Below are 24,496 nucleotides of genomic sequence, written 5' to 3'. Positions count from 1 at the left end.
GCCTGTATACGTAGACGCGTGACGTAGCCGAAGTCATTCTTCCCCAGCCATCAGAACTGTTCGGCTAGAGGGAATACCAGCGTAAAAGCACTCAAACCCGCGTTCACGGGGCGAGCGTGACGCTGTTCGCGCTCAAAACGGAAAATCGAAGAGCCGCAGAACCGGCTGTGCCTCGTTCGGCCCGTGTGGGCCGCTCAGTACTGTCCGACGGTCACCGGCGGCCCGCCGTGCGGGCCGTACGGCGCGTCGTCGAGCCACTCGCCGGCGGGCTCGTAGTACGGTGCGGCCTTCGCGGCGAGCCACTTCTTCGCTCGCGTGACGGAGCTGTCGCCCTGCAGGTATTCGAGGGCCTGCCCGGCGGCGTTCTTGTTGTACCTCGCGGCCTTCAGGCGCGTGATGCCGTACTGCGTGATTTCGGCGGCTCGCGCTTCCTCGACGTCCGCGTTCAGCGCGACCGTGATGGCGCTGGCGGCGGCCTCGGCGTCGGCGACGCCGGAGTTCATCCCGCGCGCGCCGAACGGCGCGAACAGGTGGCCGGACTCCCCGGCGAGCAGCACGCGGTTCTCGTCGTCGACCATCCGGTCGGCGATGACCTGCTTGAACTTGTACTGGGAGACCCACTCGACGCGGTCGCGGTAGCGCTCGCCCAGCGTCTTCGCGACGAGTTCGCTAATCTCCTCGTCCTCGGTCATCTGCTGGGGATTGTCGTCTTCCTTGCACTGGATGTCGACGCGCCAACCGCCCTGGAACGGCACCAGCAGGACGTTGCGGCCGTCCACGCGCGGGTGGTCGTAGTGGAATACGCGTTCCTGGAACAGCTGCTCGTCCTCGTCGTCGAACTCGTCGATGTCCGCGATGATAAAGGAGTTCTCGGACTCGGTGCCGTCGAACTGGCCGCCGATTTCCTTGCGGACCGTCGAGCCTGCGCCGTCCGCGCCGACGACGTACTCGGCGTGGTACTCCTCGCCGCTCTCGGTTTCGACGCGGACGACGTCCTCGCCGGCGTCGACGGTTTCGACGCCGTCGCCCCAGTGAACGTCGATGCCCGCGTCCTCGATGGCGTCGAGCATGTACTTTTCCGTCCAGACCTGGGGGATGCTGGTGAAGTGCGGGAGGTCGCCGTCGCCGCCGGGGTCGGGGTAGGTGCGTTCGAACACTTCCGTCCCGCGGAACAGCGTCCGTCGCGTCGACCAAATCATGCCGTTGTCGACCAGCCGGTGGCCGAGGCCGGGCGACGCGTTCTCCAGCGTGCGAAGCGTGTCCTTGTGGACGTAGATGGCCCGGCTGCCGGGCCGCTCTCGGTCCTTGGGGTCGGCTTCGAGGATGGTGACGTCGACGCCTCTTGCGTGCAACGCGAGCGCGGTCGTCATGCCGGTCGGCCCCGCTCCGGCGACGACGACGGGCACGTCTACTTGAGCTTCTGAGCCGCTCATCGTATTACAACCAACGTGGAACGGGGGTATAGATGTTTCCCTGCTCGATAACACGGACCAATAGTGAACAGTACACGACTAGCTTCGGGTCACGAATATGTTCGCACCGAATTTCTTCGCCCCCGTACCCTAGCGTGTTCGTATGGCAGCACCAGAGACGAGCGACCGACCCCTGCGTGGCGTCGCCATGGACGAGACCGAACGCGACGAATTCCTCCGGGAGCGCGGCATCGGCGTGCTCTCGCTGGCTAGCGAGGACGTCGCCTACGGCTTCCCGATTTCGTTCGGGTGGGACGGCGACCACCTCTACTTCATCCTGCTCCAGTTCGGCGAGGGCAGCGAGAAACTGGACTACGCCGCTACCACGGAGCGAGCGACGTTCTCGACGTACAACTTCGAGGACGAGCACCACTGGCGCAGCGTCGTCGCGCGCGGCCCCATCGAGGCGGTTTCGGCAGACGAGACCGACGACGTCACCGAGACGATGTTCGAGAACGCGCAGTTTGCGAGCCTGTTCCCGCACGGCGAGCCCATCACCGACCAGCCCCGTTACCGGCTCGTCCCCGAAGAACTGACCGGACAGAAGGGGCAGGGCCACGACGCCTAACTCTCAAACCCATTTCCGGGTTCACGCGTCGCGCGGCAAACACGAATCTTAACATCGTTTGGAGTGACAACCCGGTATGGCCAACGACACACCGGCGTACGACTTCAAGGACCGCGACGTGGTCATCCTCCGAGAGCTCGCCAAAGACCCCGGGGTCTCCTCGCGGGACCTCGCGGACATTCTCGAAGACGAATACGGCATCGACGTTTCCTACGTCACCGTCAACGAGTCCATCCGCAACATGCGCGAAGCCGGCGTGTTCCGCGAAGCCATCGTCCCCAACGAGGAGTACTTCGTCTTCGAGCTGTTCGAGTTCAAGTTCAACCCCGAGTACTTCGCCGACGAGTGGCGAGAGACGATGGAACACATCCGCGACTCCGAGCACACGCTGATGTACTTCCTCTCGGACGGCGAGTACCAGTGGAAGTCCATCATGCTGTTCCCCACGCGAGAGGTCGGCGAGCGCTGGCTCCACGAGTTCTACAAGAACCACGGCAAGACCGTGCTGAACGTCCGCACGTCGGTGATGACGAACGTCTTGGAGTTCGGCGCGAGCCCCGACCTCTTCGACAACCTCGACGCTGAGAACGGAACGACGCTGTAGCGAGGGCTACTCCTCGATCGGCAGCGAGCCGTACCGCTCCTCGAACTCCTCGGTGAGTGCGAGCTTGTCGAACTTCCCGGTGGACGTCTTCGGCACTTCCTCGACGAACTCGAAGCGGTCCGGCAGCCACCACTTCGGGAACTGGTCGAGCAGGTGCTCGCGGAGGTCGTCGGTAGTCACGTCCCCGTTCGTCACGACGTACGCGACCGGGCGTTCCTGCCACTTCTCGTGGGGCACACCGATGACGGACGCTTCCTCGACGCCCTCGTGGCCGATGAGCGCGTTCTCCAACTCGATGGAGGAGATCCACTCGCCGCCGCTCTTGATGACGTCGTCGAGGCGGTCGACCACGTCGATGTAGCCGTACTCGTCGATGGTGGCGACGTCGCCGCTCCGGAAGTAGCCGTCCTCGGTCCACGACGCCTCCGAGGCCTCGGGGCGCTTGTAGTACTCGTCCGCGAGCCACGGCGCGCGCGCCTGCACCTCGCCCGGCGTCTCGCCGTCGTGGGGCACTTGGTTACCATCTTCGTCGCGCAGCCGAATCTTCACGCCCGGCGCAGGCACCCCCGCCTTCATGCGGAGGCGGTCCTGTTCGTCCTCCGGCAGCTGCTTGACTTCGGTCGTCATCAGCGTGTTCGCGAGATGTGGAGAGGCTTCGGTCATCCCGTAGCCCTGCCCGATGGGGGCTTCGTACACCTCGTCGAATTTCCGGATGAGCGACTCCGGCGGCGAACTCCCGCCGATGAGCACGTCCTGAAGCGCCTCCAAGACGTCGGGGCCGAGGTCGTCGGACTCCTCGATGATGCGGTCGGCCTCCATCCAGACGGTGGGGACGGCGGCCGCAATCGTGACGTCCTCGTCTTCTATCATCGGAAGGAGTTCGTCCGGGTCGGTGTGCTGGTTCGGCAGCACAATTTTCGCGCCCGTGAACGTCGTCGTGTACGGGAACCCCCAGCCGTTGACGTGGAACATCGGCACGACCGGCATCACCACGTCGGACTCGCTGACGCCGAAGACGTCCACGTGGCTGTGCATCATCGTGTGGAGGAACTGGCCGCGGTGGGTGTACTGAACGCCCTTCGGGAGGCCCGTCGTCCCGGACGTGTAACAGAGCGCGCTCTCGGCCTCCTCGTCGACGTCCGGCCAGTCGTAGTCCGTCTCGTAGCCCGCGATGAACGACTCGTAGTCCGTCACGGGTTCGAGGCTCGTCTCCGGGATGTCGTCCTCGTCGCCGAGCACGACGTACTGCTCGACGGTGTCGAGTTCGTCCGCGATGGGTTCGATGGTGTCGACGAACTGCGGGTCGAGGAAGAGCAGCCGGTCCCCGGCCTCGTTGATTATCTTCACGAGGTGGTGCTCGGGCAGCCGGTGGTTCACCATGTGGATGGAGCGCTCGCTACAGGACGGCCCGAAGTACAGTTCGTAGTGCCGGAAGTGGTTGAGCGCCATCACGCCCGAGCGCTCCCCGGGTGCCATCCCGTAGTCGTCCAGAGCGTGCGCGAGCTGGCTGATACGCTCGTAGGCGTCGCCGTACGTGTAGCGGTGCGTGCTGCCGTCCGGGAGCGCGGTCACGATCTCCTTGTGGGCGAAGAGGTCGCGGGCGCGCTCCAGGAACGTCGTTATCGTCAGGTCGTAGTCCATCGTCATCGTGTGTCACCCCGTGGCTCGAAGCGGTAAAATACCCGTTGCTGGTCCGTTGGACCGTCGATTTCCGTGACCACCAGCGACACCGGGTCGCCGATGGCGAGGTCGTCGTACTCCGCGCCGTCGATGCGCGCGGACAACTGCACGTCCACGCCGTCGAGGTCCACGACGCCCGTGACGAACGGCGTGTCCATCCCGATTGGGCTCCCGCGGACCGTCGAGAACGCGTGCAGCGTCCCCTCGTGGGGCAGCGAGACGTATTCGAGGTCGTCGCTCGTACACTCCGGGCAGACCACCCGGGGCGGAAAGTGCAGTTCCCCGCAGTCGGCGCACTGCGTCGTGGACAGCGACCCCTCGCGGAGTCGGTCGTAGAACTCGTGGATACGCGTGTGTTCGGCGTCCTGCAGGTCGTAGAAGTCCAGCAGGCGCGGCAGTTCGATGCGTTTCGGAATCGTGACGGTGCGCCGGGGCACCTCGTCGTCGGTGTCTGTCATTGTGGGTCCCTCGCGAGGGTCATCACGCTGTGGACGGAGCCGCTGCCGCTGAGGTTGTGGATGAGCCCGGTCTCGGGGCTGTCCGGCACCTGGCGGGCGGACTCCACCTCGCCGGTGAACTGCTTGTACACCTCCAGCGCCTGCGAGACGCCGGTCGCGCCGAGCGGGTGTCCACAGCCCAGGAGGCCGCCCCTGGGATTCACGGCGATGTCGCCGTCGAGCTCGCTGCGGCCGTCCTCGATGAACTGGCCGCCCTCGCCCTTCTGTACCCAGCCGAGGTCCTCGTACTCGATGATTTCGCTGACGGAGAAGCAGTCGTGGACTTCCGCGACGTCCAACTCCTCGACGGGGTCGTCGATACCCGCCTGCTCGTAGGCCGTCTCCGCCGCCTGCGTGGCCTGCGGCCACGCTGACATCGACGGGAGGTTGTTGATGGAGTTGCTCGCCATGCAGGACTGCCCGCTGCCCGTGACGTACGCCGCGGTGTCCGTGAGTTCGCGGGCCTTCTCCTCGCTGACGAGCAGGAGGCCGGCGGCACCGTCCGTGATGCCGCTGCAGTCCAGCAGGCACAGCGGCGGTGCGACCGGGTACGAATCCAGCACGTCGTCGACGTCGATGTCCTGCTGGAACTGCGCGTACGGGTTGTTCGCGGCGTGGCGCTTGTTCTTCACGCTCACCTTCGCGAGCTGCTCGCGCGTGGTGTCGTACTCGTGCATGTGCCGCTGGGCGTACATCGAGAAGAACGACGGCGCGTTCAGGCCGTTGACGCCGTCGAACTCGCGGTCGAGCACGTTCGTCATGCTCGCTTGCATCTCCCCCATGTACTCGTCGCCGAGGTTCATCTTCTCGACGCCCAGCACGAGTGCGACGTCGAGTTGGCCCGCGGCGATGGCGAGCCACGCGTACCGTAGCGCGGCCTGCCCGCTCGCGCACGCCAGCTCCGTCCGGGCGATCATCTTCGAGGCGTTCACGCCCAGCAGCTCCGCGGCCAGCGGTGCGACGTGGCTCTGGAACGCGAACCGTTCGGGCTGGACCGCGCCCACGAACAGGCCCTCGACGTCGTCGGGCCCGAGACCGTCCACGTCGTCGAAGGTAGCCTTCCCGGCCTCCTGGGCGAGGTCTTTCCACGTCGCTTCGCGCTTGCCCCAGTCCGCGTGCCCGCCGCCGACGATTGCAGCGTTCCGGGGCATCACTCGAACTCCGGTTCGCGGTCGTCACGGAACGCCGTGACGCCCTCGACCATGTCCTCGGTCGTCGTCAGCAGCCCGAACGCCTGGCTCTCGGAGTCGAGGCCGGCCTGCAGGCTGGCGTCCTGTCCGTCGTCGATGACGCGCTTGGCGACTTTCAGCGCCGTCTTCGGCCCGTCAGCGAGGTCGTCGACGAACTCGCCGACGACGTCGTCGAATTCGTCTTCGGGCACCGCGCGGTTGAGCAGCCCCCAGTCGGCGGCGCGCTCGGCGGAAATCTGCTCGCCGCGGAAGACCAACTCCTTCGCGCGGCCCTCGCCGACGATGCGCGTGAGCCGCTGCGTGCCGCCGCCGCCCGGGATGAGCCCGAGGTTGATTTCGGGCGCGCCCAGCGAGGAGTCCTCGGTGGCGATGCGGAGGTCGCACGCGAGCGCGATTTCGAAGCCCGCGCCCAGACAGAAGCCGTCGATGCGCGCGAGCGTCGGACGCTCGAACTGGTCGATGGCCTGAATCGTCTCGTCGACGTCCATCAGTTCCGTCGGTTCGGCGGCCATGAAGGCCGTGATGTCCGCGCCGGAGCTGAACGCCTGCCCCGCGCCGGAGAAGACCACGCAGGACACCTCGTCGGTGTCGGCGTTGTCGAGCGCCTCCTCGACCTCGCCGAACATCGTCTCGGAGAACGCGTTCAGGCGCTCCGGGCGGTCGAACTCGATTTCGAGGACGCCGCGTTCGGTGAGTTCCTTGTTGATGTACTGGTAGGGACCGTCACCGGCGTAATCGTGGAACCCGCGACCGGCGTCCACGCCCGTGTGGCCGGCGTTCACGAGTTCGACGAGGTAGTCCGCGGGCGCGAAGCGTTCCGAGCCCGTTTCCTCGTGGAGCGTCTGGAGTTTGTCGAGCACCTTGTCGAGGCCGATTTGGTCGCCGAGCCGGCAGACGCCCTCGGGGAAGCGCGCGCCGAGGCGGCTCCCGAGGTCCACGTCGTCGGGTGTGGCGACGTCGCCGCCGACGAGCTTCGCGGCCTCGTTGACCATTCGTGCCTCCACGCGCAGCCAGTCGAAGTCTTCGCCGTCGCCGGGCTCGTAGTTCGGCCCCTCGGCTTCCCAGTCGTAGAAGCCCTGCCCCGTCTTCTTCCCGAGGTTCTCGTTCTCGACCTTCTCCGCGATTGCCGGCGGGGAGTCGAGGTCCGTGCCCTCGCGGAAGTGGGAGGCGATGTCGATGCCCGTGTAGTCAGCGAGTTCGAACGGGCCCATCGGGTAGCCGCGCTGGTAGACCATCGCGGCGTCGGCCTGCTGAACCGTCGTCTCGTCGTCGCCGAGCATCCACGCGGCCTCCTCGATGAACGGCAGCATCACGTTGTTCACGATGAAGCCGTGGACGTCGCGCTTGACGTCGATGGCGCGCTTGTCGAGGTCGTCGACGAACGCGTGGATGGCCTCGAGCGTCGCCTCGCTGGTCTCCTCGCCGTGAACGACCTCCACGAGGTCCATCTTCACGGGCGGGTTGAAGAAGTGCGCGCCGACGACCTGTTCGGGTCGGTCGGTCGCCGCGCCGATGGCGGTGATACTGAGCCCGGAGGTGTTCGACGCGAGAATCGCGTGGTCGGGGGCGTAGTCGTCGACTTCGGCGAAGGTGTCCTTCTTGAGGTCGAGGTCTTCGGGAATCGCCTCGACGACGAGGTCCGCCGATTCGGTGGCGGTTTCGAGGTCGACTGCGCCCTCGATGCGGGCGCGCACGTCGTCGGCCGTCTCGCCGATGCGGCCCTTCTCTTCGAGTTTGCCGAGGCTCCACTCGATCTGTTCGAGGCCGTCGTCGACGTACTCGCGTTCGACGTCGCGGAGCACGACGTCGTAGCCCGCGACGGCTGCGATTTCCGCGATGCCGTGGCCCATGCTTCCCGCGCCGAGCACGGTCACGCGCTGTATGTCACTTTCTCCCATCGTTCGAGTACAAGTTAACCTCGATATTTAAAGTGTCGGTTATTCTGTTTCGTGATATGCCCATTTTAGTTAACTACTGATGCGGTGCGCGCACTCCCAAAGCTTTGCATGCCGGGTCGTCGAATTCCGCGACATGCGCTCTCGACGCGTTCACACCTGCAATCCGACCGACCACAAATCGACCAACGACCGCGCTCCCGCGCGGATGGAGGGACAGCGATGACGAGCCTCGACGAGAAGGTCTGCATCGTCGGTGGCGGCGGCAACGGCCTCGGCGAAGCGACCGCGCGAGCGCTCGCCGACCACGGCGCGACTGTCGTCGTCAACGACCTCGGCACCTCCGTCCACGGAGAAGGCAGCGACCCAGACGTCGCCGAACGCATCGCCGAATCCATCCGCGAGAACGGCGGCGATGCGACCGCACACGCCGGCGACCTCACGGAGTTCGCGTACGCCGACGACCTCGTCGCCGACACCGTCGCCGAGCACGGGCGCGTAGACAGCGTGCTCAACTTCGCGGGCATCCTCCGGGACGACCTCAGTTACAAGCTCGACGCCGAGGACTGGCAGGCCGTCGTCGAGACGAACCTCACCGGCCAGTTCACGCTCCTGCAGGCCGCCTGCAAGCACTGGCGAGACGCCGCAGGCGATGGCGGCTTCGACAGCCAGCGGTCGTATCTCGCCGCGAGCGCGCACTCCGCGCGCGGCAACGTCGGCCAGGTGAACTACGCCGCCGCGAAGGCCGGCATCCTGGGGATGATGCGCACCGTCTCCTCGGAGATGCACCGCCACGGCGTCCGCGTGAACGCGCTCGTCCCGAACGCCTACACGCGGATGACCGAGACCGTCTCCGAAGAACACCGCCCGTACACGCGCGAGGAGATGCCGCCCGAGCGCGTCGCTGCGTTCGCCGCGTTCCTCGCGAGCGACCACGCGGTCGACGTCACCGGCTGCGCGCTGTACGCGGGCGGCGACCGCGTCGGCGTCTTCTCCGAACCCACGCTGGACCGCGTCGGCGTCCAGCCCGGCGGTTGGAGCGTCGAAGCCCTCGCCGAACACTTCGAAGACGACGTCGCCGGCGACGTCGACCTCACGAGAACGGAGCGCTTCTTCTAGTCGATGGTGGCTTCGAGTTCGGCTTCCACGTCGTGGACGCGCTCCCGGACGCTGCGCGCCAGCTCGGTCTGTTCGTCGTTCTCGTCGGCGAGCTCCCCGATTTCTTCGACCACGTCTTCGAGGCTCTCCAGCGCGTCGTTGAGCATCGTCGTGACCTCCTCGGCGCTGACCGCCTGCTCGTCGGTCGCCTCCGCGATCTCCGCCATCCCCGTGGAGGTCTCCTCGGCGGCGGCGTGAATCTCGCTCTGGCGCTCCCGAATCGTCTCCACGCGCTCGACGGTCTGTTCGATGCCGTCGGTCGTGCGTTCGACGCCCTCCGTGGTCTCGTCGACGATGTCGGTCACCCGCTCGATGGTGGACTCGATGGCGTCCACTTCGTCTTTCGACTGGTCGGCGAGTTCCTTGATTTCGTCCGCGACGACCGCGAAGCCGTCGTTGTTCCCGGCCGTGCGCGCGGCCTCGATGTTCGCGTTCAGCGCGAGCAGATTAATCTGGGAGACGATGTCGCTGATGACGTCCACGACGGACTCGATTTCCTCGACCTGCGAGTCCAACTCGACGGCGGTCGTGTCGAGGTCGGTCGCGGCGTTCTCGACGTCGTCCAAGAGCGCTTGCGCCTCGTCGGTCGCGTCCACGGACGCCGCCGCGTTCTCCGCGACGTTCCGTGCGCGACTGTCGACCTCGTCGGTCTGGGAGGCGATTTCCTCGACGGTCGCGGACAGCGACTCCACCTCGTTGCGCACCTCCGCCAGCGACTCCACCTGCTCGCGGGCGGTTGCCTCGATGAACTGGCTGTTCTCCGCGACCGTCTCCGAGGACTCCAGCAGCTCCTCGACGGTCGAATCGACCTCCGAGGTAATCTGCTCCTGGGCGTCCTCGACGGCGTGGCGCTGCTCCACGAGGTCGGTCACCCGCGACACCATCTCGAACGAGCCGACAACGTCGCCGTCGGGGTCGTACAGCGGCAGCGCTGCGGCGCTGACGTGCCACTCGCTGCCGTCCTCGTTCGTGCCCGAGCGCACCCGGTCCTCGTTGACGGTTTCCTCGGTGCGGACGACCTCCTCGGCGAGCGTGTCGGTGACGTCGTCGGTGCCGATGACGTCGTGGGCGACCTCCCCGAGCACGTCCTCGGCGGGCGTGTTCTGGATGTCCTCCTGCTCGCGGTTCCAGTGGGCGACCCGGCCGTCGTCGTCGACCACCAGCGCGGGCTCGGGGAACCGCTCGGTGAGGTCCTCGAAGAGGTGTTTCCAGAAGTTCCGCTCGTGGCGCAGTCGCTCGACCTCGCTGGCGTCGTTCGGCGGGTCGTACAGCGAGGCGGCCGTAGTGTCGTGCTCGCGGTGTCGTGAGGCCATGATGGTCTTTACTCTGTGATTATGCGTAATAAGCGTTCACCGCGATTATCGAAAGCGAAACTGGCGGTGTCGGGGACCCCGGCTAGTCTGTGGGCGAACGCGATGTTTTATGAGGATGCTCGCCCCACGACGACACATGCGATTCGTTCGCTTCAACGAGGACCGACTGGGCTTGCTCACCGACGACGACGGCGTCGTCGACCTCACCGACCGCCTCGGCATCGACGCCGCCGACCCGCTCGTCGAGTACATCAACGGCGACTACGACGCCAGCGAGTACGCCGACGCGGAACCGGACTACGACCGCGACGAGGTCGAACTCGGCTCCCCCGTCGAGCGCCCCGGGAAGGTCATCGCAGCGCCGCTGAACTACGAGAACCACATCGAGGAGGCGCTGGCCGACCGCGACATCACCACCGAGGAGTGGTTCAGCATCGAGGACAAGGGCTACTTCCTGAAAGCGCCCTCCAGCGTCGTCGGCTCCGACCACGGCGTCGAACTGCCGTTCTCGGACCGCCGCGTCGACCACGAAATCGAGCTCGCGTTCGTCATGGGCGAGGACGTCAAAGACGTCGACGCCGAGGACGCCTGGGACCACATCTTCGGGTACACGATTCTGCTGGACATCTCCGTGCGCGGCGACCAGGACCGCTCGAATCGGAAATCCTACGACACGTTCACGGTCATCGGCCCGGCGGTCGTCACGGCCGACGAAATCGAGGACCCGCAGGACCTCCAGATGGAGCTCGAACTGAACGGCGACCGCGAGCAGTACGAGAACACCGGTGACATGGTGTACACGTGCGCGGACATCGTCGAGTACGCCTCGCTGGGCGCGACCATCGAAGCCGGCGACGTCATCACCACGGGCACCCCCGAGGGCGTCAGCGAACTCTCCGACGGCGACACCATCGACGCCGAAATCGAGGACGTCGGCCGGATGCTCGTCGACGTCACCGAGCGCGACGTGCGCTTCGAGGACGTTCACGTGACGAAGGGCGGCCAGGAGTAGTCGCAGTTCCCCGACACGCACATTTTTGCCGGTCGCTCGCACAATCCGGAGTATGTCGACCGATCCGCCAGACCTGCAGGAGTACGTCGAGCAGTTGCTCGTCCGCGACGCAGACGCACACGCCGACGCCGTCGACGCGCTCGCCGAGCACGGCGACGAGCGCGTCGTCCCGCATCTGCTGGAAGTGCTCGTCATCGACGCTATCGGCAACGACTGGGCGCAGTTCGGCTTCCCGGAAGTCCTCCGGAGCCGCGACCCGCCGCGCTACCTCGACCTCCCCGACGTCCGGTGGTCGGGCGTCCGTGATGCGCTCGCCGACCTCGCGGAGCCGAGTTTCGACTCCGACCACGCGTGGGTCGAGTGGGAGTCGTGGTACTCACAGCAGGACATCGAGCCCCTGGCGGGCTTCGACGAGTGGAAGCTCCGCCTCTACAAGTCCTACCTGCCGCCCGTTGGCGGCCTGCTCGACGCCGAACCACGGAACTTCGACCTCCAGGCGATTCGCTGGGGGAACTGCGACCGCTCGTTCCTCGCGGCGCTGAACGCCCCCGACTTCCTGCCCGCTGCCGAGGGCAGCTACCTCGACGACGAGGACACCGTCTTCGGCTTCGAAATCGAGGGCACGCAGTACGCCGTCCCGCGAGAGGTGCTGTTCCCGCACGAACTGCTGAACGTCACCCTCGACGGCACTCCCGTGAGCCTGACGTACTGCACGCTGTGCAACGCGCCGATTCTGTATGACCGGAGAGTCGACGTCGGCGACCACGACGTGCTCACGTTCGGGAGTACGGGGATGCTCGCATCCGGGAACAAGGTGATGTACGACGAGGAGACCGAGACGCTGTGGGACCAGCACGCTGGCGTGCCGACCGCGGGACAGTACCTCGAAGAGCACCCGGACCTCGCGCTCGACCAGTTCGCCGTCACGCAGACGACGTACGGCGAGTGGCGCGCCGAGTACCCCGAGACGCGCGTGCTCGACCCTGACACCGGCTACGACTACGACTACAGCCACTACGACGACCACATCGGGTTCTTCCGACATTACTGGAACAACGAGGACGTCGTTCAGCCCGGCGTCCAGCAAGTCGACGGCGAACTCCCGGAGAAGGCCGACGTCTACGGCCTCGTCTCCGAGGACGCCAGCGAAGTCTGGGTAATTCCCGTCGACGAGTTCGACGACCCGCTCGTCAGTACGGTCGACGGCCGCGAGGTCGTCGTCATTCGGGACGCGACCGGCGACGTCGCCGTCTACGAGGCACCGCCGACGCCGGTCGAACGCGACGAGGGTGTGCTCGTCGACGCCGACGGCACAGCGTGGACGGTCACGCGCAACGAACTCCGCGCCGACGGAGCGACGCGCGAACGGATTCCCGGCCGCCACGGCCTCTGGTTCGCGTTCCGAACGCATTACGACGACGCACACGTCCTCCGGTAGCCCTCACCGACGGTGGGCCGCTGTCGTTTGCGGACGGAGATACTCTTTTATGGAGGACCTGTGTACGGTGGCGCAATGACCCTGCTCGAAGTAGACGGTATCGACGTCGCGTACGGTGACGTGCAGGTCGTCTGGGACGTCAGCTTCTCGGTGACGGAAGGCGAAACCGTCGCGCTGCTGGGCGCGAACGGAGCCGGGAAGACGACCGTGCTGAAGACAATCTGTGGCCCGCTCACCCCCAGCGACGGCGAAATAACGTTTCAGGGCGAGTCCGTCGGCCACCTCCAGCAGGACGAGGTCGTCCCCGAGGGCGTCACGCACATCCCCGAAGGCCGGGAAATCTTCTCGGACAGCACCGTCCGCGAGAATCTCCGGCTGGGCGCGTACACGAACCGCGACGGCATGAGCGAGCACCTCGAACGCGTGTACGAAATCTTCCCGCGCCTCGAGGAGCGGAAAGGCCAGAAGGCGGGGACGCTCTCCGGCGGCGAACAGCAGATGCTCGCCATCGGCCGCGGGCTGATGAGCGACCCGGACCTCATCCTGCTCGACGAGGCCAGTCTCGGGCTCGCGCCCGTGCTCGTCGAGGACGTCTTCGACGCCATCGAACGCATCAACGAGGAAGGGACGACGGTGTTGCTCGTCGAGCAGGACGTCAACAACGCGCTCCGCATCGCCGACCGCGGCTACGTTCTCGAATCCGGCCGGATGACGCTCTCGGGCGACGCCGAAGAGCTCGCGACCGACGACCGCGTCGCGGCGTCGTACCTCGGCGGCTAAACGCGGACTGACGACTCACTTCTCCGGAAGCCGAAGTGTCGACAGAAAAGTCGGCACCGAAGCGGTTCGCCGACGTTACTCGGCTCGTTCGGCTGCGGCTTCTCCCTCAGTCTCCCGGGATTCGTCGCCGCCCGAGCGGTTCGTGATGAGCTTGTAGAGGCCGCCCGGCACGAAGATGACGAAGATGATGATGAGCGCGCCCTCGATGGTGGTGGCGAACTCGCCGGCCGTCTCGCGCAGGACCGTGTCCAGCGTCAGGAACAGGCCCGCGCCGAGCAGCGGTCCGGCCATCGTCCCCATGCCGCCGAGGACGACCACGACGAGCGTGTCCACCATCCACGTGACGCCGAGCGTCGAGTCGGGGTTGACGTACAGCGAGAACTGCGCGTAGAACCCGCCAGCCAGCCCTGCCATCGCGGAGGCGACAGCGAACGCGAGCAGCTTGTACCGCAGCGGGTTGACGCCGAGGCTGCTAGCCGCGTCCTCGTCGTCGTGGATGGCACGCATGCCCAGCCCGGAGCGGCTGTTCACGATAGCGTACGTGACGAGAACGACGCCGACAGTCGCGGCCAGCATCAGCAGGAACACTGTCGGCTCGCTGAGGTTGTTCTGGACGTAGTAGCCCGTCGACCCGCCGGAGAACCGGCGCTGGTCGAGCAACACGAGCTGGATGATTGCCGCGACCGCGAGCGTCCCGATGGCGAAGTAGTGGCCGGTCAGGCGGAACAGAATCGGCCCGAGTACGAGCGCGAGCAGGCCTGCGGCGAGCGTCCCGCCGGCGACGGCGACCAGCGCCGGCGACTGGATTGCTTCCGGGAGCCCTGCTCGCGCCGGCGTGGTCAACCACGCGGAGACGAACGCGCCGAGCCCGAAGAACGCGTGGTGACCGAGCGAGACCTGGCCGGCGTAGCCGGCGACGAGGTTCCACGACACGCCCAACACGACGAAGACGAGCCCGGTGAACACGAGGTCGGTGACGTACGCCGTCGTCGAGAACGGGATGACGGCGAGTGCGAGCAAGCCGATAATGGCGACGGCGAGGCGGCGGCGGTTCCCGAACAGGCCCTCGAAAGGCTCAGTGAGTGACACCATCACTCACCACCCCCGGAGCTGCCGAACAGGCCGTGTGGCCGCACGAGCAACACCAGCACGAAGATACTGAAGCTGATGATGTCCCGGAAGCCGCCGCCGAGGTAGAGCACGCCGACGTTCTCGGAGACGCCGAGGATGAGCCCGCCGACGAGCGTGCCGGCGACGCTGCCGACGCCGCCGAGGACGACCACGGCGAACGCCTTCAGGAGGTACGACCAGCCGACGAACGGCGTAATCGGGAACAGCATCGAGAGGAGCGCGCCCGCCGCGCCGGCGAGCCCGGTGCCGATGCCGAGCGTGAGCACGTAGATGTTGTCCGTGTCGATGCCCATGTACTGGGCAGCGGAGCTGTTCTGGGCGGTCGCGCGGATCGCCAGTCCGGTGGTCGTGTACTTCAGGAACGCCCACGTTCCGAGGATGAGGACGATAGAGAGCACGAACGTCACGACGCGGGGGAACGACAGCGTCGCCGCGCCGATGGTGATGGCTTCGCCGGGGATGCCGATGTCCGTCGCCTGTGCGTCGCTCCCGACGACGATACGGCCGATGCTCTGGAGCATCAGTGCCAGCCCGAATAGGACGATAATCGGTTGTTCCATGCCTTCGCCGACGACGGGTTCGAGGACGAATCGCTGGAGCGCCATGCCGAGCACGAACAGCACGGCGAACGCGACGACCATCCCGACGATGGGCGTGAGGCCGAGCGCCGTGAACAGGACGATGGCGACGTACGCGCCGACCATCAGCATGTGGCCGTGGGCGAGATTGACGATGTCCATGATGCCGAACACGAGCGAGAGCCCGAGCGCGGCGACGGCGTAAATCCCGCCGAGGAGGAGGCCGTTGAGCAGCGACTGAACGAGTAGGTCGGTTGCTACCATGTGTGGATATGTGTACCGAGAGAGTGGGGGGCTAAGAGATTACCGTTCGCTCCACGGCGGAATCGGGTACTGGAAGTCGATGGCCCCGCGGCCGTCCGCATCGGGGTAGACCGTGTGCTGGTTGCCTTCCCACCACTGACCGGTCGGTGCCGTGAGGTCGCCTTCGGAGGGCAGGCCGTTGTTCTCGAAGCCGAACGAGCCGATGACCGTCTCGAACTCCGCGGAGCGCAGCGTCTCCTGGAGCGCGCCCGGGTCCGTGGAACTCGAGCCCTCGATTGCCTGGAGCGCGGTCTGGGCGACGTTGTACGCGCCGCCGACGGGCGTCCGGATGAGTTCGCCGTCGTCGAGCCCGTACTCCTCCTCGTAGGCCGACCACATCGCCTCGTTGCCGCCGCCGGTGAGGCCGGGCACCCAGCCGGGGCACATGCAGGCGTACGCGCCCGACTCGCCGAGTGCGGACCACCACGCCGTCGGGTCCGCGGCGCGGACGAACTTCAGCACGTCCGGCGACCAGTTGTTCTCCTGCATCTGGTTGACGGCGGTGATGCCGCCGGGCGGCGTCGGCGTCGACAGCAGCGCCTCGACGTTCGCGCTCTCGGACTGGGAGATGAGCGTCGCGAAGTCCTGGTTGCCCAGCGAGAACGTCTCCCGGAGCACGACGTCGTAACCGGCGTCCGTGAGCGTCTGCTCCCAGTAGTCGGCCTGCTCTTCGCCCCAGCCGCTGTTGGGCTCCCAGAGGCCGACGTTGCTCGGGCGCTCGCTCTCGGGGATGAGGTCGAGCAGGCCCGCCGTCGAGCGCGCGACGTCGCGGGACTTCGGGAACGGCGAGTACGTCCACTCGTATCCTTCGTTGCGGTGCGGGGCCTCGTAGGCGAAGAACGCGCCGATGAACGGGATTCCTTGTCCCTCCGCGAACGCGGAGCCGGCAGTCACGAGGAGGCTGGAGAAGCTCCCCCAGATCATGTCGACTTCGTTGTTGCTCGTAATCTGGGTGAGGCTCTGCCGGACGACTTCGGGGTCGCTCTCGTCGTCCTGCATGATGAGCTCGACGTCTTGGTCGAGCGCTTCGTCCATCATGGCGACGCCGAGTTCGTACCCGCGCTTGACCGCCGCGCCCAGCGAGGAGAACTGGCCGGATTCGGGGATCGTTGCTGCTATCGTGACGGTCTCGCCGCCTCCACCACTGCCGCCGAGGAGGGTACAGCCAGCGAGTCCGGACATGCCGACGGTGCCGGCTGCGCCGAGTGTTTTGAGATACGTACGCCTGCTCTGGGACCTGTCACTGTCCACCATGCTATACCCACACCTACATCACTCACATCATAAAACATGCGGTAACTCTACAAATACTGACACTACTGGACAGGCTCACGGCTCCTTCCTCCTCCCAGCGAGTGAAAGAAAACGAACGCGAGTCGAGATGCGGGTTACGAGGACGGCTCGGCTTCGGCGTAGAAGTTGAGCGCGCGCAGCACCGGCTCGTCGGTGATGCCGAGCAGGATGGCTTCCTCGCTGTCCGGTTCGTGGTGGTGAATCTCGTCCGGCGGCACGACGAAGATGTCCTTCTCGCCCCACTCCAGGGCCTCGTCGCCGACGTGGGTGACGCCTTCGCCCTCGATGACGAAGTACACCTCCGTGGAGTTGTGGAAGTGGCGGTCGGTGGCCTCCTGGAGGAGTTGCGCGCGGAACGACATCGTCGGCGTCGCCGGTGGCTCACCCGTCGCCGGGTTGACGTACGCGAGACTGTGGCCGTCGTACGGGTCCGGGTCGTCGTTGTCCGCGTGCTGGCGCAGCGTCTCCAGCATCTCGTCCCAGCCGAACCGGTACGGGGGCGTCGCCTCTCGGTTGCCCTCGAAGGGGCCGGGGATGGAACCGTCGTCGTCCTCGTTGGTCGGGCGGCCGCGGCCGTACTGGGAGTCCCAGTAGCCCTGCGTCTTCGTCACCGGCTGGCGTTCGAGTTCGTGGTTCTCGAAGACGTGGGAGTTGTTCAGCGTGTCCAGGAACAGCGGCAGGTCGAGGATGTCCAGCCACGCCGCCGTCTCGTCGGAGTCGTTGACGTGGTCGTGCCACTCCCACTGCGGGGTGGTGATGAGGTCGTGGTCGTGCATCGGGAACTCCTCGCCCGCGACGACCGTCTTCATGTCCTCGTGGCCGTCGATGGTGAACCGGAGCGCGCTCGACGCGTGGCGGTGCGCGGGCGCAGTCTCACCGGGGGACACCGTCTGGACGCCCACGTAGATGGTGTTCGAAATCGCGTGGGGCGCGTTGATGGGGACGGCGACCCGGCGCTGGAAGCCCGGCGGCAGGTCCTCGATAGGCACGTCTTCCTCGATGCCGTCGATGGCGGCCTGGATGTCGTCCCACTTCCAGATGTTCGCCCCGATGTCGTCGAGGAGGTCGCCCATGTCGTTCTCGACCTCCCACAACGGGACGAGGTCGTGTTCGTCGAGAAGCCCCCTCGTGTCCGCACTCATCTCTAGGAGGTCCTCTGGCTCTTGCGTTGCCATAGTGTTACATTAGCATAGAAATCTCATAAGTGTACTGGACCCGGCGTCCAGCGGAGACGAACGTGTTAGGCTCCTTCCGCGATCTGCTCGGCGAAGACGTCCTTCGAGCGGAACATCGCACGGCAGTCCTCGCAGACCATCGCCCCCTGGATGGCGTACTCCCAGAGCTTCCCGCCGCAGTTCAGGCAGTCGAAGTGCGCTTCCACGAACGGGTCGGCCTCCGCGTACGGGTTCGTGAACTCGGCCATGTCAGTACCTCGCGCACCGAACAGCAAAAACGTACCGTCAACGGAACCGCCTGCTCAGTCTTCGGCGTACGCCTCGAACGCCGCGCGCAAGTCGTCGGGGAGTTCCATCGACCCGCCGCCGCCGTGGTGCGCGCAGACCCGCTGCTCGTACCCCGAGAACGCCACCTCGCCGTCACAACGCGCGACGTACTCGAAGCGCACACTCCGTCCGCCGGGATTCGGCGTGAGTTCGATGGTCACCTCGTCGCCGGCTTCGACAGGATTCTCGAACTCGAAGTTCATCTCCACGAGCGGCAGCCCGAACCCGTGCTCCTGGGAGATCTCCCAGAACGGGAACCCGAGTTCCTGCATGAACATGTCCGAGGTCTCGTGGAGCGCGTCCACGATGCGCGGGTAGTGCGCGATGCCGAACGGGTCCGTGTCCGAGAATCGCACGGTCCACTCGCGCTCGTAGCCCGCCATCTCACTCACCCCCCAGCACGACGAGCGCGTCAAGCGCCACAGCGCCCTCCTCGGTCGCCAGCACCGGGTTCACGTCCACTTCCGAAATCGCCTCGTGCTCGTCGACGAGGTCGCCGACCGCCGCCACGACCTCGGCGAGCGCGCCGACGTCAGCGGGCTCGCGGCCGCGGTATCCCTCCAGCAGTTCGATGGCGGTCAACTCCTCGATGGCCTCGCGGGCCTCCGCCGCGTCGATTGGCGCGATGCGGTGGCTGGTGTCCTCGTAGACCTCCGTGAAGATACCACCCAAGCCGGTCAGCACGACCGGGCCGAACGACGGGTCGCGCAGCCCGCCGACGATGACTTCCGTGCCGGCGTCCACGTCCCGCGCCTCCTCCACGAGCACGTCGGCGTCGATGTCGCGTGCGTCCGCCGCGTCGAAGATGGCGTCCGCAGCAGCCCGGACTGCTTCCGCCGAGTCCAGCCCGACCGCGACGCCCGCGCCGCCCGCCCACTCGCTCTTGTGCGTGACCGAGGGCGAGGACACCTTCACGACGACCGGGAAGCCGATGTCCGCGGCGGCGTCGACGGCCGCGTCCGAATCTGCGGTGACCGAGAATGCGGGCGTTTCGATGCCCGCGTCCGCGAGCAGCGACTTCGCCTCCGCTTCCGTGAGCGTGGTGCGGCCATCGGCCTGCGCGGCCGCGATGGGGCCCTCAGACATCGGCGCTCACCTCCTCGTCCGCGGCAGCGTCGTCCAGTGTCGCGTACCGCGCGAGCACCGCAGCGGCGTCCGCACCGCGCTCCGGCGACGTGAACACGGGCACGTCGGCCGCTCTGAGTGCGTCGAGGTCGCCGGACATCGACTCGACTGGGCCTTCGGTCGCGAACAGGACGGGCTTGTCCACGCGCTCGGCGAGGCCGTCCAGGGTCTCCTGCGGGAAGCCCAGCGCTTCCTCGAACAGTTCGTAGACGAGCACGGCGTCGACGTGCTCGTCCTCCGCGACGGCCTCCACGACGTCACCGAACTCGGGCATCGGGCGCCCGGTATCGACGGGGTTCTCCGCGTACGTGATGCCGGGGAGAATCTCCCCGACCTCGTCCTGCGTGTCCGCGGCGAGGTCGGGGAGCGTCGCGCCCGCTCGCTGCAGGCGGTCCGCGATGATGATGCCCGGGCCGGCCTGCGCGGTGACGACGCCGACGTTCGCGCCGTCGGGCTCCGGGGAGTTCGCGAGCGCCTGTCCGCCGTCGAACAGTTCGGTCGTGGATTCGACTGTGGGTACGCCGTACTGCGCGAAGCCGGCGGTGTAGAGCGCGTGGTCGCCAGTGAGCGCGCCCGTGTGGGACTCCGCGAAGTCGCCGACGTCGGCCTGCCCGACCTTGTACGCGACGACCGGCGTGTCGGACTCGCGGCACGCTTCGAGGAGCGCGCGGCCGTCGTCGGTCCCCTCGACGTGGAGGACGATGGCGTCCGTGTTCGGGTCCGAGTCGAAGTACGGGATGGCCTCCTCGAAGCCGACGTTCGCGCGGTTCCCGAGGCCGACCATCGTCGCGACGCCGCGTCCCTCGCGGTGCGCGCTGAACGCCAACTGGTGGGCGACCCCGCCGCTCTGCGCGAGAATCGTCACGCCGCCCGGGCGGAGGCGCTCGACGCCGCCCGCAAACGACGCCAGTAGATTGCTGGCGGGCGCGACGAACCCACTGGTGTTCGGCCCGAGCAGCGCGACGTCGTGTTCGTCGGCCGCCGCGACGACGGCGTCCTGGAGTTCCTCGCCCTCACCGCCGGCCTCCGCGAAGCCGCCGGCGTAGATGACCGCGCCGCCGACGCCGGCCTCGCCGCACTCCTCGACGACGTCCGGGACGACGTGCGCGGGGACCGCCAGCAGCGCGAGGTCGACGGTCTCCTCGATGTCGGTGACGGACTCTACGAACGGCTCGCCGAACACTTCGCCCTCGCCGGACGGGTTCACCGGGTAGACAGTTCCCTCGAACTCGACGGCGTTCGCCATCGCCTCGTAGCCGAGCTTCCCTTCCGTGGCGGAAGCACCGACGACTGCGATACGCTCGGGACGGAACAGGCGCTGTAAGTTCACGTCCCACAGTACACCGAATGCCACTAAAACGGTTTTCCCTGCGTCAATCGCTGGCCATCGTGTCGCTCTCGCTGCACTCGCGTCTCGTCCTCATTCCGGGAGTACGGGACCGTCCTCGACGACGCGCGTCGTTCCGGCGTACTCCTTCGCGAGTTCTGCGTACCGGTCGCCCGTGCCCGCCCAGAAGTCGCCCGCCAACTCTCGGCGGCCTTCGGCGGGCGTCCCGACGGCGAGCACGCCACCGGGAATCTCGGTCTCCTCGGTGACCGTACTGTTCGCGCCGACGACGCTCCTCGGCCCGATTTCGGCGTCGTCGAGGACGACCGCGCCGATGCCGACGACGCTGCGCTCGCCGACGGTCGCGTCGTGGACGACTGCGTTGTGGCCGATGGTCGCACCGGCCTCCAGCACCGCGTGCTCGTGCAGCGTCGCGTTGTCCTGGACGTTCGCGCGCTCCCCGAGCACGATACGACCGTGGTCGCCGCGCAACACCGCGCCCGGCCACACGCTCGCTTCCGGCCCGATTTCCACGTTCCCGATGACGGTCGCGCGCTCGTCGACGTACGCCGACTCCGCGACCGTCGGCGTCACGCCGTCGTAAGCTCGAAGCATCGTCTCCGTAGTCGACGCCGCCGGTTACATGCTTTTGGGACACTCGGCGGCGAGGGCTACATTTATGCGGGTGGGTAGGGAACGGCTACCAAGATGACCGTACTCGAAGGCGAGCACCTCACGAAGAACTTCGGCGGTATCGTCGCCGTCGACGACGTCTCCTTCTCCATCGACAAGGGGGAGACCGTGGGACTCATCGGGCCGAACGGTGCCGGGAAGTCGACGCTGTTCCGGCTCATCTCCGGCGTTCAGGAGCCGACCGAGGGGACCGTCTACCTCGACGGCGAGGACATCACGGGGATGACGCCGCACGAAATCTGTCACCGTGGACTCGTCCGTACGCACCAGATTGTCCACCCGTTCGAGAACCTCACGCTCGTCGAGAACGCCGCCGTCGGCGCGGAGTTCGGCGGCCGGAACACCGGCGAGCCGAAAGAGCGCGCGTACGAAGCGCTCGAATTCGTCGGGCTCGACGACATGGCACACACCACGCCCGACGAACTCAGCGTCGGCGCGCTCAAACGCCTCGAAATCGCTCGCGCGCTCGCAACGGACCCGGAAGTCCTGCTGTTCGACGAGGTCGCGGGCGGCCTCGACACCGACGAGACGGAGGCCATCGTCGACCTCATCCGCGACATCGGTGACCGCGGCAAGACCGTCTTCCTCATCGACCACGTGATGCGCGCGCTGATGTCCGTCAGCGAGCGCGTGTTCGTCCTCGACAACGCGAACCTCATCGCCACCGGCACGCCCGACGAGATTCAGAACGACCGCCGGGTCATCGAAGCCTACCTCGGCGAGAACGCGGGCGAAGCCATCGGCGACACCGCGGACGCCGGCGCGGACTGACTACGCCGGTTTCCCGGCGAAGTTCACGAACCGATCAAGTTTCTCGCTGGCGTTCTCTGTGACGCTCTCCCCGTGGTAGACGAGGCCGACGTCGAAGTCGTACGCCAACAGTTTCGCCAGCGACTCGTCGGCGGCGTGGAGGTCCGCCGAGTAGTACCCCGTCGGTAGCACGAAGTAGCCTTCCGGGAGGCCGCGGGCGTCCGCCCCGAACACCGCGTCACCGATGACCGCCACGCCGCTGTCCTCGTCGACGAGCGAGTGGTGTTCGGGCGCGTGGCCGGGCGTGTGGACGGCCGTGAACTGGCCGACCTCGTCGCCGTCGCCGAAGCGGTGGTCGGGCTCGTGCCCTTCGACGTCGAGGACTTCGGGGAGCCACGTTTCGAGGTCGTAGCGTTCGACGAGATCGGGGAGGCCGCCGACGTGGTCGCCGTCGCCGTGCGTGACGACGAGGCGTTCGGGCTCGATACCGAGGTCCGCGAGGGCGTCCGCGACCGCGTCCGTCGTGCCTTCGAGGCCCGCGTCCACGAGTGTCGGCACGTCGCCGCCGAAGACGAACACCCGGTAGCGGCCGCCGTTCAACTCCGCGAGTGTGACGTCGTAGACGTCGGTGGCTAGCTCCGTAATCATCGCTTCGACGGTGGCGGTGGGAGACCCAAACATCTTCCGCCACACTCCACTGTTCCGGAAGACAGATTAGGCCGGTTTCCCTGCGTCCGTGCAAACGGTGTTCCAACGTGACGACTGAATCGACGTGGTCCGACGTGCTCCGCGGGGAGTTCGACCCCGCGTGGCTCTCGCTGCCGGTCGGCGGCGCGGCCGCCGCGGCCGTCTTCCTGTACGCACCCGTCGCCCCCGACATGGCGACGATGCTCGCCATCACCGTCTTCTCCATCAGTCTCTGGGTCGGTTCGCCCGTCGACCCGTGGCTCACCGGCCTGCTCGCAATCGGGCTGGTCGGTGTCGCGTTCTCGACGGAGCTCGCGCTCACCGGGTTCGGGTCGGCCGCCACGTGGCTGGTCGTCCTCGGCATCCTGCTCGGGGAAGCCACTCGGCAGAGCGGGCTCGCTGCCGCCGTCGAACGCGCCGCACTCGGCGTGATACCCGGGGACGCCACCACGAACGCGACGACCACGTACCGGAATCTGCTGGTCGTGCTGTGTGCCGCCGCGCTCGGGTTCGTCGTGCTCGTGCCGTCCTCGCTCGTGCGCGTGCTCATCCTCGGCCCCATCCTCATCTCCGTCGGCAAGCGCTTCACCGAGCGCCGCACCCGGGTCGGCCTGTTCCTCGGGCCGCTGTTCGTCACCTACTACGCCGGCACCGGCATTCTCACCGGGTCGCTGGCGAACATCATCATCACGGGACTGGTCGAGACGAACGCCGGCGTCTCCATCGGCTGGGTGGAGTGGGCGGTCTGGCTCGGCCCCGTGATGGCCGTCGGCCGCGCTGCCACGATCACCGCCATCGCGTACCTCCGCTACCGACCGACGGACCCCGACGCCATCGACGCGAGCGACCGCGCCGAGGACGCCACCGCGACGTCGCCGGAAGCGCGCCGCATGATGGCGTTCCTCCTCGTGGGCGTCGCCATCTGGGCGACCGACTCCATCCACGGCCTCCACCCGCTGTACGGCGCGCTCGTCGTCGCCATCCTCGCGTTCACGCCGCGCATCGGCGTCGTCGGCCCGGACGCCGTCGGGAAAGCCAACTTCTCCATCGTGTTCTTCCTCGGGGCTATCTTCGCCATCGCCGCGGGCCTTCAGCAGACCGGGTTCACGGATGTCGCCACCGACGCCATCCTCGCGGCGTTCCCGCAGGACGCGTCGCTGGCGGTCGCGCTCGGATTTCTCGCCGTCGCGTCGATTTCGCTGACGTTCCTCATGGAAGGGCTGGCGGTCGCGAGCGTGCTGACGCCCGTGCTCGTGGCGTTCGCCCAGGGCGCGGGCCTCCCGCTGGTCCCCGTCGCGATGACCGAAGCGGTCGCGCTCAACACGTACTTCTTCCCCTACCAGTCGGCGGTCCTCGTCGCGATTCTCGGCCTCGACGTCGTGGACTCGATGGAACTCATCAAGATGGCGGCGCTGTGCTCGCTGGCGACGCTGCTCGTCCTGCTCCCGATTCAAATCGGCGTCTTCGCGCTCGCGTTCTGAAACCCGAAAATTTCGAGAA

The 24,496-nt window shown here is 66.9% G+C and carries 24 protein-coding genes; 8 read left to right on the top strand and 16 right to left on the bottom strand.

Going from position 1 to position 24,496, the window contains the following annotated elements; all coding sequences use genetic code 11:
• Nucleotides 1-194: 194 nt before the first annotated feature.
• Complete coding sequence (locus tag LT974_RS08805; protein WP_232587305.1) at nt 195-1,433, bottom strand: FAD-dependent monooxygenase; 1,239 nt, start codon at nt 1,431-1,433, stop codon at nt 195-197.
• 142 nt (nt 1,434-1,575) lie between these two features.
• Here LT974_RS08805 and LT974_RS08800 point away from each other — a divergent pair, with 142 nt between their 5' ends.
• Complete coding sequence (locus LT974_RS08800) at nt 1,576-2,040, top strand: pyridoxamine 5'-phosphate oxidase family protein (protein WP_232587304.1); 465 nt, start codon at nt 1,576-1,578, stop codon at nt 2,038-2,040.
• Between the two features lie 76 nt (nt 2,041-2,116).
• Nucleotides 2,117-2,644 carry a winged helix-turn-helix domain-containing protein gene (locus tag LT974_RS08795; protein ID WP_232587303.1) on the top strand — a complete coding sequence of 176 codons (528 nt, stop codon included), beginning with the start codon at nt 2,117-2,119 and terminating at the stop codon, nt 2,642-2,644.
• A 6-nt stretch (nt 2,645-2,650) separates the two neighbouring features.
• Here the strand turns inward: LT974_RS08795 and LT974_RS08790 are convergent, their stop codons facing one another.
• The 4 genes from LT974_RS08790 to LT974_RS08775 are packed head-to-tail and all read right to left on the bottom strand — an operon-like array spanning nt 2,651 to nt 7,909.
• Nucleotides 2,651-4,285, bottom strand: a complete 1,635-nt coding sequence (locus tag LT974_RS08790; RefSeq protein WP_408611716.1) for a long-chain fatty acid--CoA ligase — start codon at nt 4,283-4,285, stop codon at nt 2,651-2,653.
• A 2-nt stretch (nt 4,286-4,287) separates the two neighbouring features.
• On the bottom strand, nt 4,288-4,782 hold the full coding sequence (locus LT974_RS08785; RefSeq protein WP_232587301.1) for a Zn-ribbon domain-containing OB-fold protein: 495 nt from the start codon (nt 4,780-4,782) through the stop codon (nt 4,288-4,290).
• Complete coding sequence (locus LT974_RS08780; RefSeq protein WP_232587300.1) at nt 4,779-5,972, bottom strand: thiolase C-terminal domain-containing protein; 1,194 nt, start codon at nt 5,970-5,972, stop codon at nt 4,779-4,781. Before LT974_RS08780 ends, LT974_RS08785 begins: the two co-directional genes overlap by 4 nt.
• The gene (locus LT974_RS08775; RefSeq protein WP_232587299.1) at nt 5,972-7,909 is read right to left on the bottom strand and encodes a 3-hydroxyacyl-CoA dehydrogenase/enoyl-CoA hydratase family protein; all 1,938 of its coding nucleotides are present in this window, start codon (nt 7,907-7,909) and stop codon (nt 5,972-5,974) included. Before LT974_RS08775 ends, LT974_RS08780 begins: the two co-directional genes overlap by 1 nt.
• A gap of 219 nt (nt 7,910-8,128) precedes the next feature.
• Between LT974_RS08775 and LT974_RS08770 the strand changes: the two genes are divergently transcribed.
• A complete protein-coding gene (locus LT974_RS08770) occupies nt 8,129-9,025 on the top strand; it encodes an SDR family oxidoreductase (protein ID WP_232587298.1) in 897 nt (298 codons plus the stop codon).
• Here the strand turns inward: LT974_RS08770 and LT974_RS08765 are convergent.
• The gene (locus LT974_RS08765; protein ID WP_232587297.1) at nt 9,022-10,377 is read right to left on the bottom strand and encodes a methyl-accepting chemotaxis protein; all 1,356 of its coding nucleotides are present in this window, start codon (nt 10,375-10,377) and stop codon (nt 9,022-9,024) included. The two genes, LT974_RS08770 and LT974_RS08765, sit on opposite strands and share 4 nt — an antisense overlap.
• A gap of 136 nt (nt 10,378-10,513) precedes the next feature.
• Between LT974_RS08765 and LT974_RS08760 the strand changes: the two genes are divergently transcribed.
• The 3 genes from LT974_RS08760 to LT974_RS08750 all read left to right on the top strand — a co-directional run bounded on the left by LT974_RS08760 (nt 10,514) and on the right by LT974_RS08750 (nt 13,607).
• Nucleotides 10,514-11,389 (top strand): fumarylacetoacetate hydrolase family protein, encoded by an 876-nt coding sequence (locus LT974_RS08760; RefSeq protein WP_232587296.1) that lies wholly within the window; start codon nt 10,514-10,516, stop codon nt 11,387-11,389.
• 52 nt (nt 11,390-11,441) lie between these two features.
• Entirely contained in the window at nt 11,442-12,827 is a 1,386-nt protein-coding gene (locus tag LT974_RS08755; protein ID WP_232587295.1) for a DUF3179 domain-containing (seleno)protein, read from the top strand.
• An 81-nt stretch (nt 12,828-12,908) separates the two neighbouring features.
• Entirely contained in the window at nt 12,909-13,607 is a 699-nt protein-coding gene (locus LT974_RS08750; protein WP_408611715.1) for an ABC transporter ATP-binding protein, read from the top strand.
• A 75-nt stretch (nt 13,608-13,682) separates the two neighbouring features.
• Here the strand turns inward: LT974_RS08750 and LT974_RS08745 are convergent, their stop codons facing one another.
• From LT974_RS08745 to LT974_RS08705, 9 genes are all read right to left on the bottom strand, one after another.
• Nucleotides 13,683-14,699, bottom strand: a complete 1,017-nt coding sequence (locus LT974_RS08745; RefSeq protein WP_232587293.1) for a branched-chain amino acid ABC transporter permease — start codon at nt 14,697-14,699, stop codon at nt 13,683-13,685.
• Nucleotides 14,699-15,580 carry a branched-chain amino acid ABC transporter permease gene (locus tag LT974_RS08740; RefSeq protein ID WP_232587292.1) on the bottom strand — a complete coding sequence of 294 codons (882 nt, stop codon included), beginning with the start codon at nt 15,578-15,580 and terminating at the stop codon, nt 14,699-14,701. Before LT974_RS08740 ends, LT974_RS08745 begins: the two co-directional genes overlap by 1 nt.
• Nucleotides 15,581-15,619: 39 nt before the next feature.
• The gene (locus LT974_RS08735) at nt 15,620-16,873 is read right to left on the bottom strand and encodes an ABC transporter substrate-binding protein (protein WP_232587291.1); all 1,254 of its coding nucleotides are present in this window, start codon (nt 16,871-16,873) and stop codon (nt 15,620-15,622) included.
• 134 nt (nt 16,874-17,007) lie between these two features.
• Nucleotides 17,008-18,087, bottom strand: coding sequence for a cupin domain-containing protein (locus LT974_RS08730; protein WP_232587290.1), 1,080 nt, complete (start codon nt 18,085-18,087; stop codon nt 17,008-17,010).
• Between the two features lie 65 nt (nt 18,088-18,152).
• Nucleotides 18,153-18,335 carry a hypothetical protein gene (locus LT974_RS08725; protein ID WP_232587289.1) on the bottom strand — a complete coding sequence of 61 codons (183 nt, stop codon included), beginning with the start codon at nt 18,333-18,335 and terminating at the stop codon, nt 18,153-18,155.
• A gap of 54 nt (nt 18,336-18,389) precedes the next feature.
• Nucleotides 18,390-18,797: an acyl-CoA thioesterase gene (locus LT974_RS08720; RefSeq protein WP_232587288.1), complete on the bottom strand. Its 408-nt coding sequence runs from the start codon at nt 18,795-18,797 to the stop codon at nt 18,390-18,392.
• A gap of 1 nt (nt 18,798) precedes the next feature.
• Nucleotides 18,799-19,500 (bottom strand): acetate--CoA ligase family protein, encoded by a 702-nt coding sequence (locus tag LT974_RS08715; protein WP_232587287.1) that lies wholly within the window; start codon nt 19,498-19,500, stop codon nt 18,799-18,801.
• Nucleotides 19,493-20,869, bottom strand: coding sequence for a CoA-binding protein (locus tag LT974_RS08710; protein WP_232587286.1), 1,377 nt, complete (start codon nt 20,867-20,869; stop codon nt 19,493-19,495). Before LT974_RS08710 ends, LT974_RS08715 begins: the two co-directional genes overlap by 8 nt.
• Nucleotides 20,870-20,959: 90 nt before the next feature.
• Nucleotides 20,960-21,481: a gamma carbonic anhydrase family protein gene (locus tag LT974_RS08705; RefSeq protein ID WP_232587285.1), complete on the bottom strand. Its 522-nt coding sequence runs from the start codon at nt 21,479-21,481 to the stop codon at nt 20,960-20,962.
• Nucleotides 21,482-21,574: 93 nt separating this feature from the next.
• On the opposite strand from LT974_RS08705, the gene LT974_RS08700 reads away from it, so the two are divergent.
• Nucleotides 21,575-22,330: an ABC transporter ATP-binding protein gene (locus LT974_RS08700; RefSeq protein ID WP_232587284.1), complete on the top strand. Its 756-nt coding sequence runs from the start codon at nt 21,575-21,577 to the stop codon at nt 22,328-22,330.
• Here LT974_RS08700 and LT974_RS08695 read toward each other — a convergent pair whose 3' ends face one another.
• A complete protein-coding gene (locus LT974_RS08695; RefSeq protein ID WP_232587283.1) occupies nt 22,331-22,990 on the bottom strand; it encodes an MBL fold metallo-hydrolase in 660 nt (219 codons plus the stop codon).
• 74 nt (nt 22,991-23,064) lie between these two features.
• Here LT974_RS08695 and LT974_RS08690 point away from each other — a divergent pair, with 74 nt between their 5' ends.
• The gene (locus tag LT974_RS08690; protein ID WP_232587282.1) at nt 23,065-24,477 is read left to right on the top strand and encodes an SLC13 family permease; all 1,413 of its coding nucleotides are present in this window, start codon (nt 23,065-23,067) and stop codon (nt 24,475-24,477) included.
• The last annotated feature ends 19 nt before the right edge of the window (nt 24,478-24,496 follow it).

Origin of the sequence: Halobacterium noricense (genome assembly GCF_021233435.1) — an archaeon.
Classification (GTDB): domain Archaea; phylum Halobacteriota; class Halobacteria; order Halobacteriales; family Halobacteriaceae; genus Halobacterium; species Halobacterium noricense.
This window is presented reverse-complemented; position numbering and strand designations above follow the sequence as displayed.

Coding starts and splice junctions, on each gene's coding strand:
- LT974_RS08725 (WP_232587289.1), bottom strand. CDS start 18,335: ATGGCCGAGTTCACGAACCCGTACGCGGAGGCCGACCCGTTCGTGGAA.
- LT974_RS08735 (WP_232587291.1), bottom strand. CDS start 16,873: ATGGTGGACAGTGACAGGTCCCAGAGCAGGCGTACGTATCTCAAAACA.
- LT974_RS08780 (WP_232587300.1), bottom strand. CDS start 5,972: ATGCCCCGGAACGCTGCAATCGTCGGCGGCGGGCACGCGGACTGGGGC.
- LT974_RS08765 (WP_232587297.1), bottom strand. CDS start 10,377: ATGGCCTCACGACACCGCGAGCACGACACTACGGCCGCCTCGCTGTAC.
- LT974_RS08760 (WP_232587296.1), top strand. CDS start 10,514: ATGCGATTCGTTCGCTTCAACGAGGACCGACTGGGCTTGCTCACCGAC.
- LT974_RS08730 (WP_232587290.1), bottom strand. CDS start 18,087: ATGGCAACGCAAGAGCCAGAGGACCTCCTAGAGATGAGTGCGGACACG.
- LT974_RS08790 (WP_408611716.1), bottom strand. CDS start 4,285: ATGGACTACGACCTGACGATAACGACGTTCCTGGAGCGCGCCCGCGAC.
- LT974_RS08755 (WP_232587295.1), top strand. CDS start 11,442: ATGTCGACCGATCCGCCAGACCTGCAGGAGTACGTCGAGCAGTTGCTC.
- LT974_RS08745 (WP_232587293.1), bottom strand. CDS start 14,699: ATGGTGTCACTCACTGAGCCTTTCGAGGGCCTGTTCGGGAACCGCCGC.
- LT974_RS08695 (WP_232587283.1), bottom strand. CDS start 22,990: ATGTTTGGGTCTCCCACCGCCACCGTCGAAGCGATGATTACGGAGCTA.
- LT974_RS08715 (WP_232587287.1), bottom strand. CDS start 19,500: ATGTCTGAGGGCCCCATCGCGGCCGCGCAGGCCGATGGCCGCACCACG.
- LT974_RS08775 (WP_232587299.1), bottom strand. CDS start 7,909: ATGGGAGAAAGTGACATACAGCGCGTGACCGTGCTCGGCGCGGGAAGC.
- LT974_RS08740 (WP_232587292.1), bottom strand. CDS start 15,580: ATGGTAGCAACCGACCTACTCGTTCAGTCGCTGCTCAACGGCCTCCTC.
- LT974_RS08805 (WP_232587305.1), bottom strand. CDS start 1,433: ATGAGCGGCTCAGAAGCTCAAGTAGACGTGCCCGTCGTCGTCGCCGGA.
- LT974_RS08795 (WP_232587303.1), top strand. CDS start 2,117: ATGGCCAACGACACACCGGCGTACGACTTCAAGGACCGCGACGTGGTC.
- LT974_RS08770 (WP_232587298.1), top strand. CDS start 8,129: ATGACGAGCCTCGACGAGAAGGTCTGCATCGTCGGTGGCGGCGGCAAC.
- LT974_RS08720 (WP_232587288.1), bottom strand. CDS start 18,797: ATGGCGGGCTACGAGCGCGAGTGGACCGTGCGATTCTCGGACACGGAC.
- LT974_RS08800 (WP_232587304.1), top strand. CDS start 1,576: ATGGCAGCACCAGAGACGAGCGACCGACCCCTGCGTGGCGTCGCCATG.
- LT974_RS08700 (WP_232587284.1), top strand. CDS start 21,575: ATGACCGTACTCGAAGGCGAGCACCTCACGAAGAACTTCGGCGGTATC.
- LT974_RS08785 (WP_232587301.1), bottom strand. CDS start 4,782: ATGACAGACACCGACGACGAGGTGCCCCGGCGCACCGTCACGATTCCG.
- LT974_RS08705 (WP_232587285.1), bottom strand. CDS start 21,481: ATGCTTCGAGCTTACGACGGCGTGACGCCGACGGTCGCGGAGTCGGCG.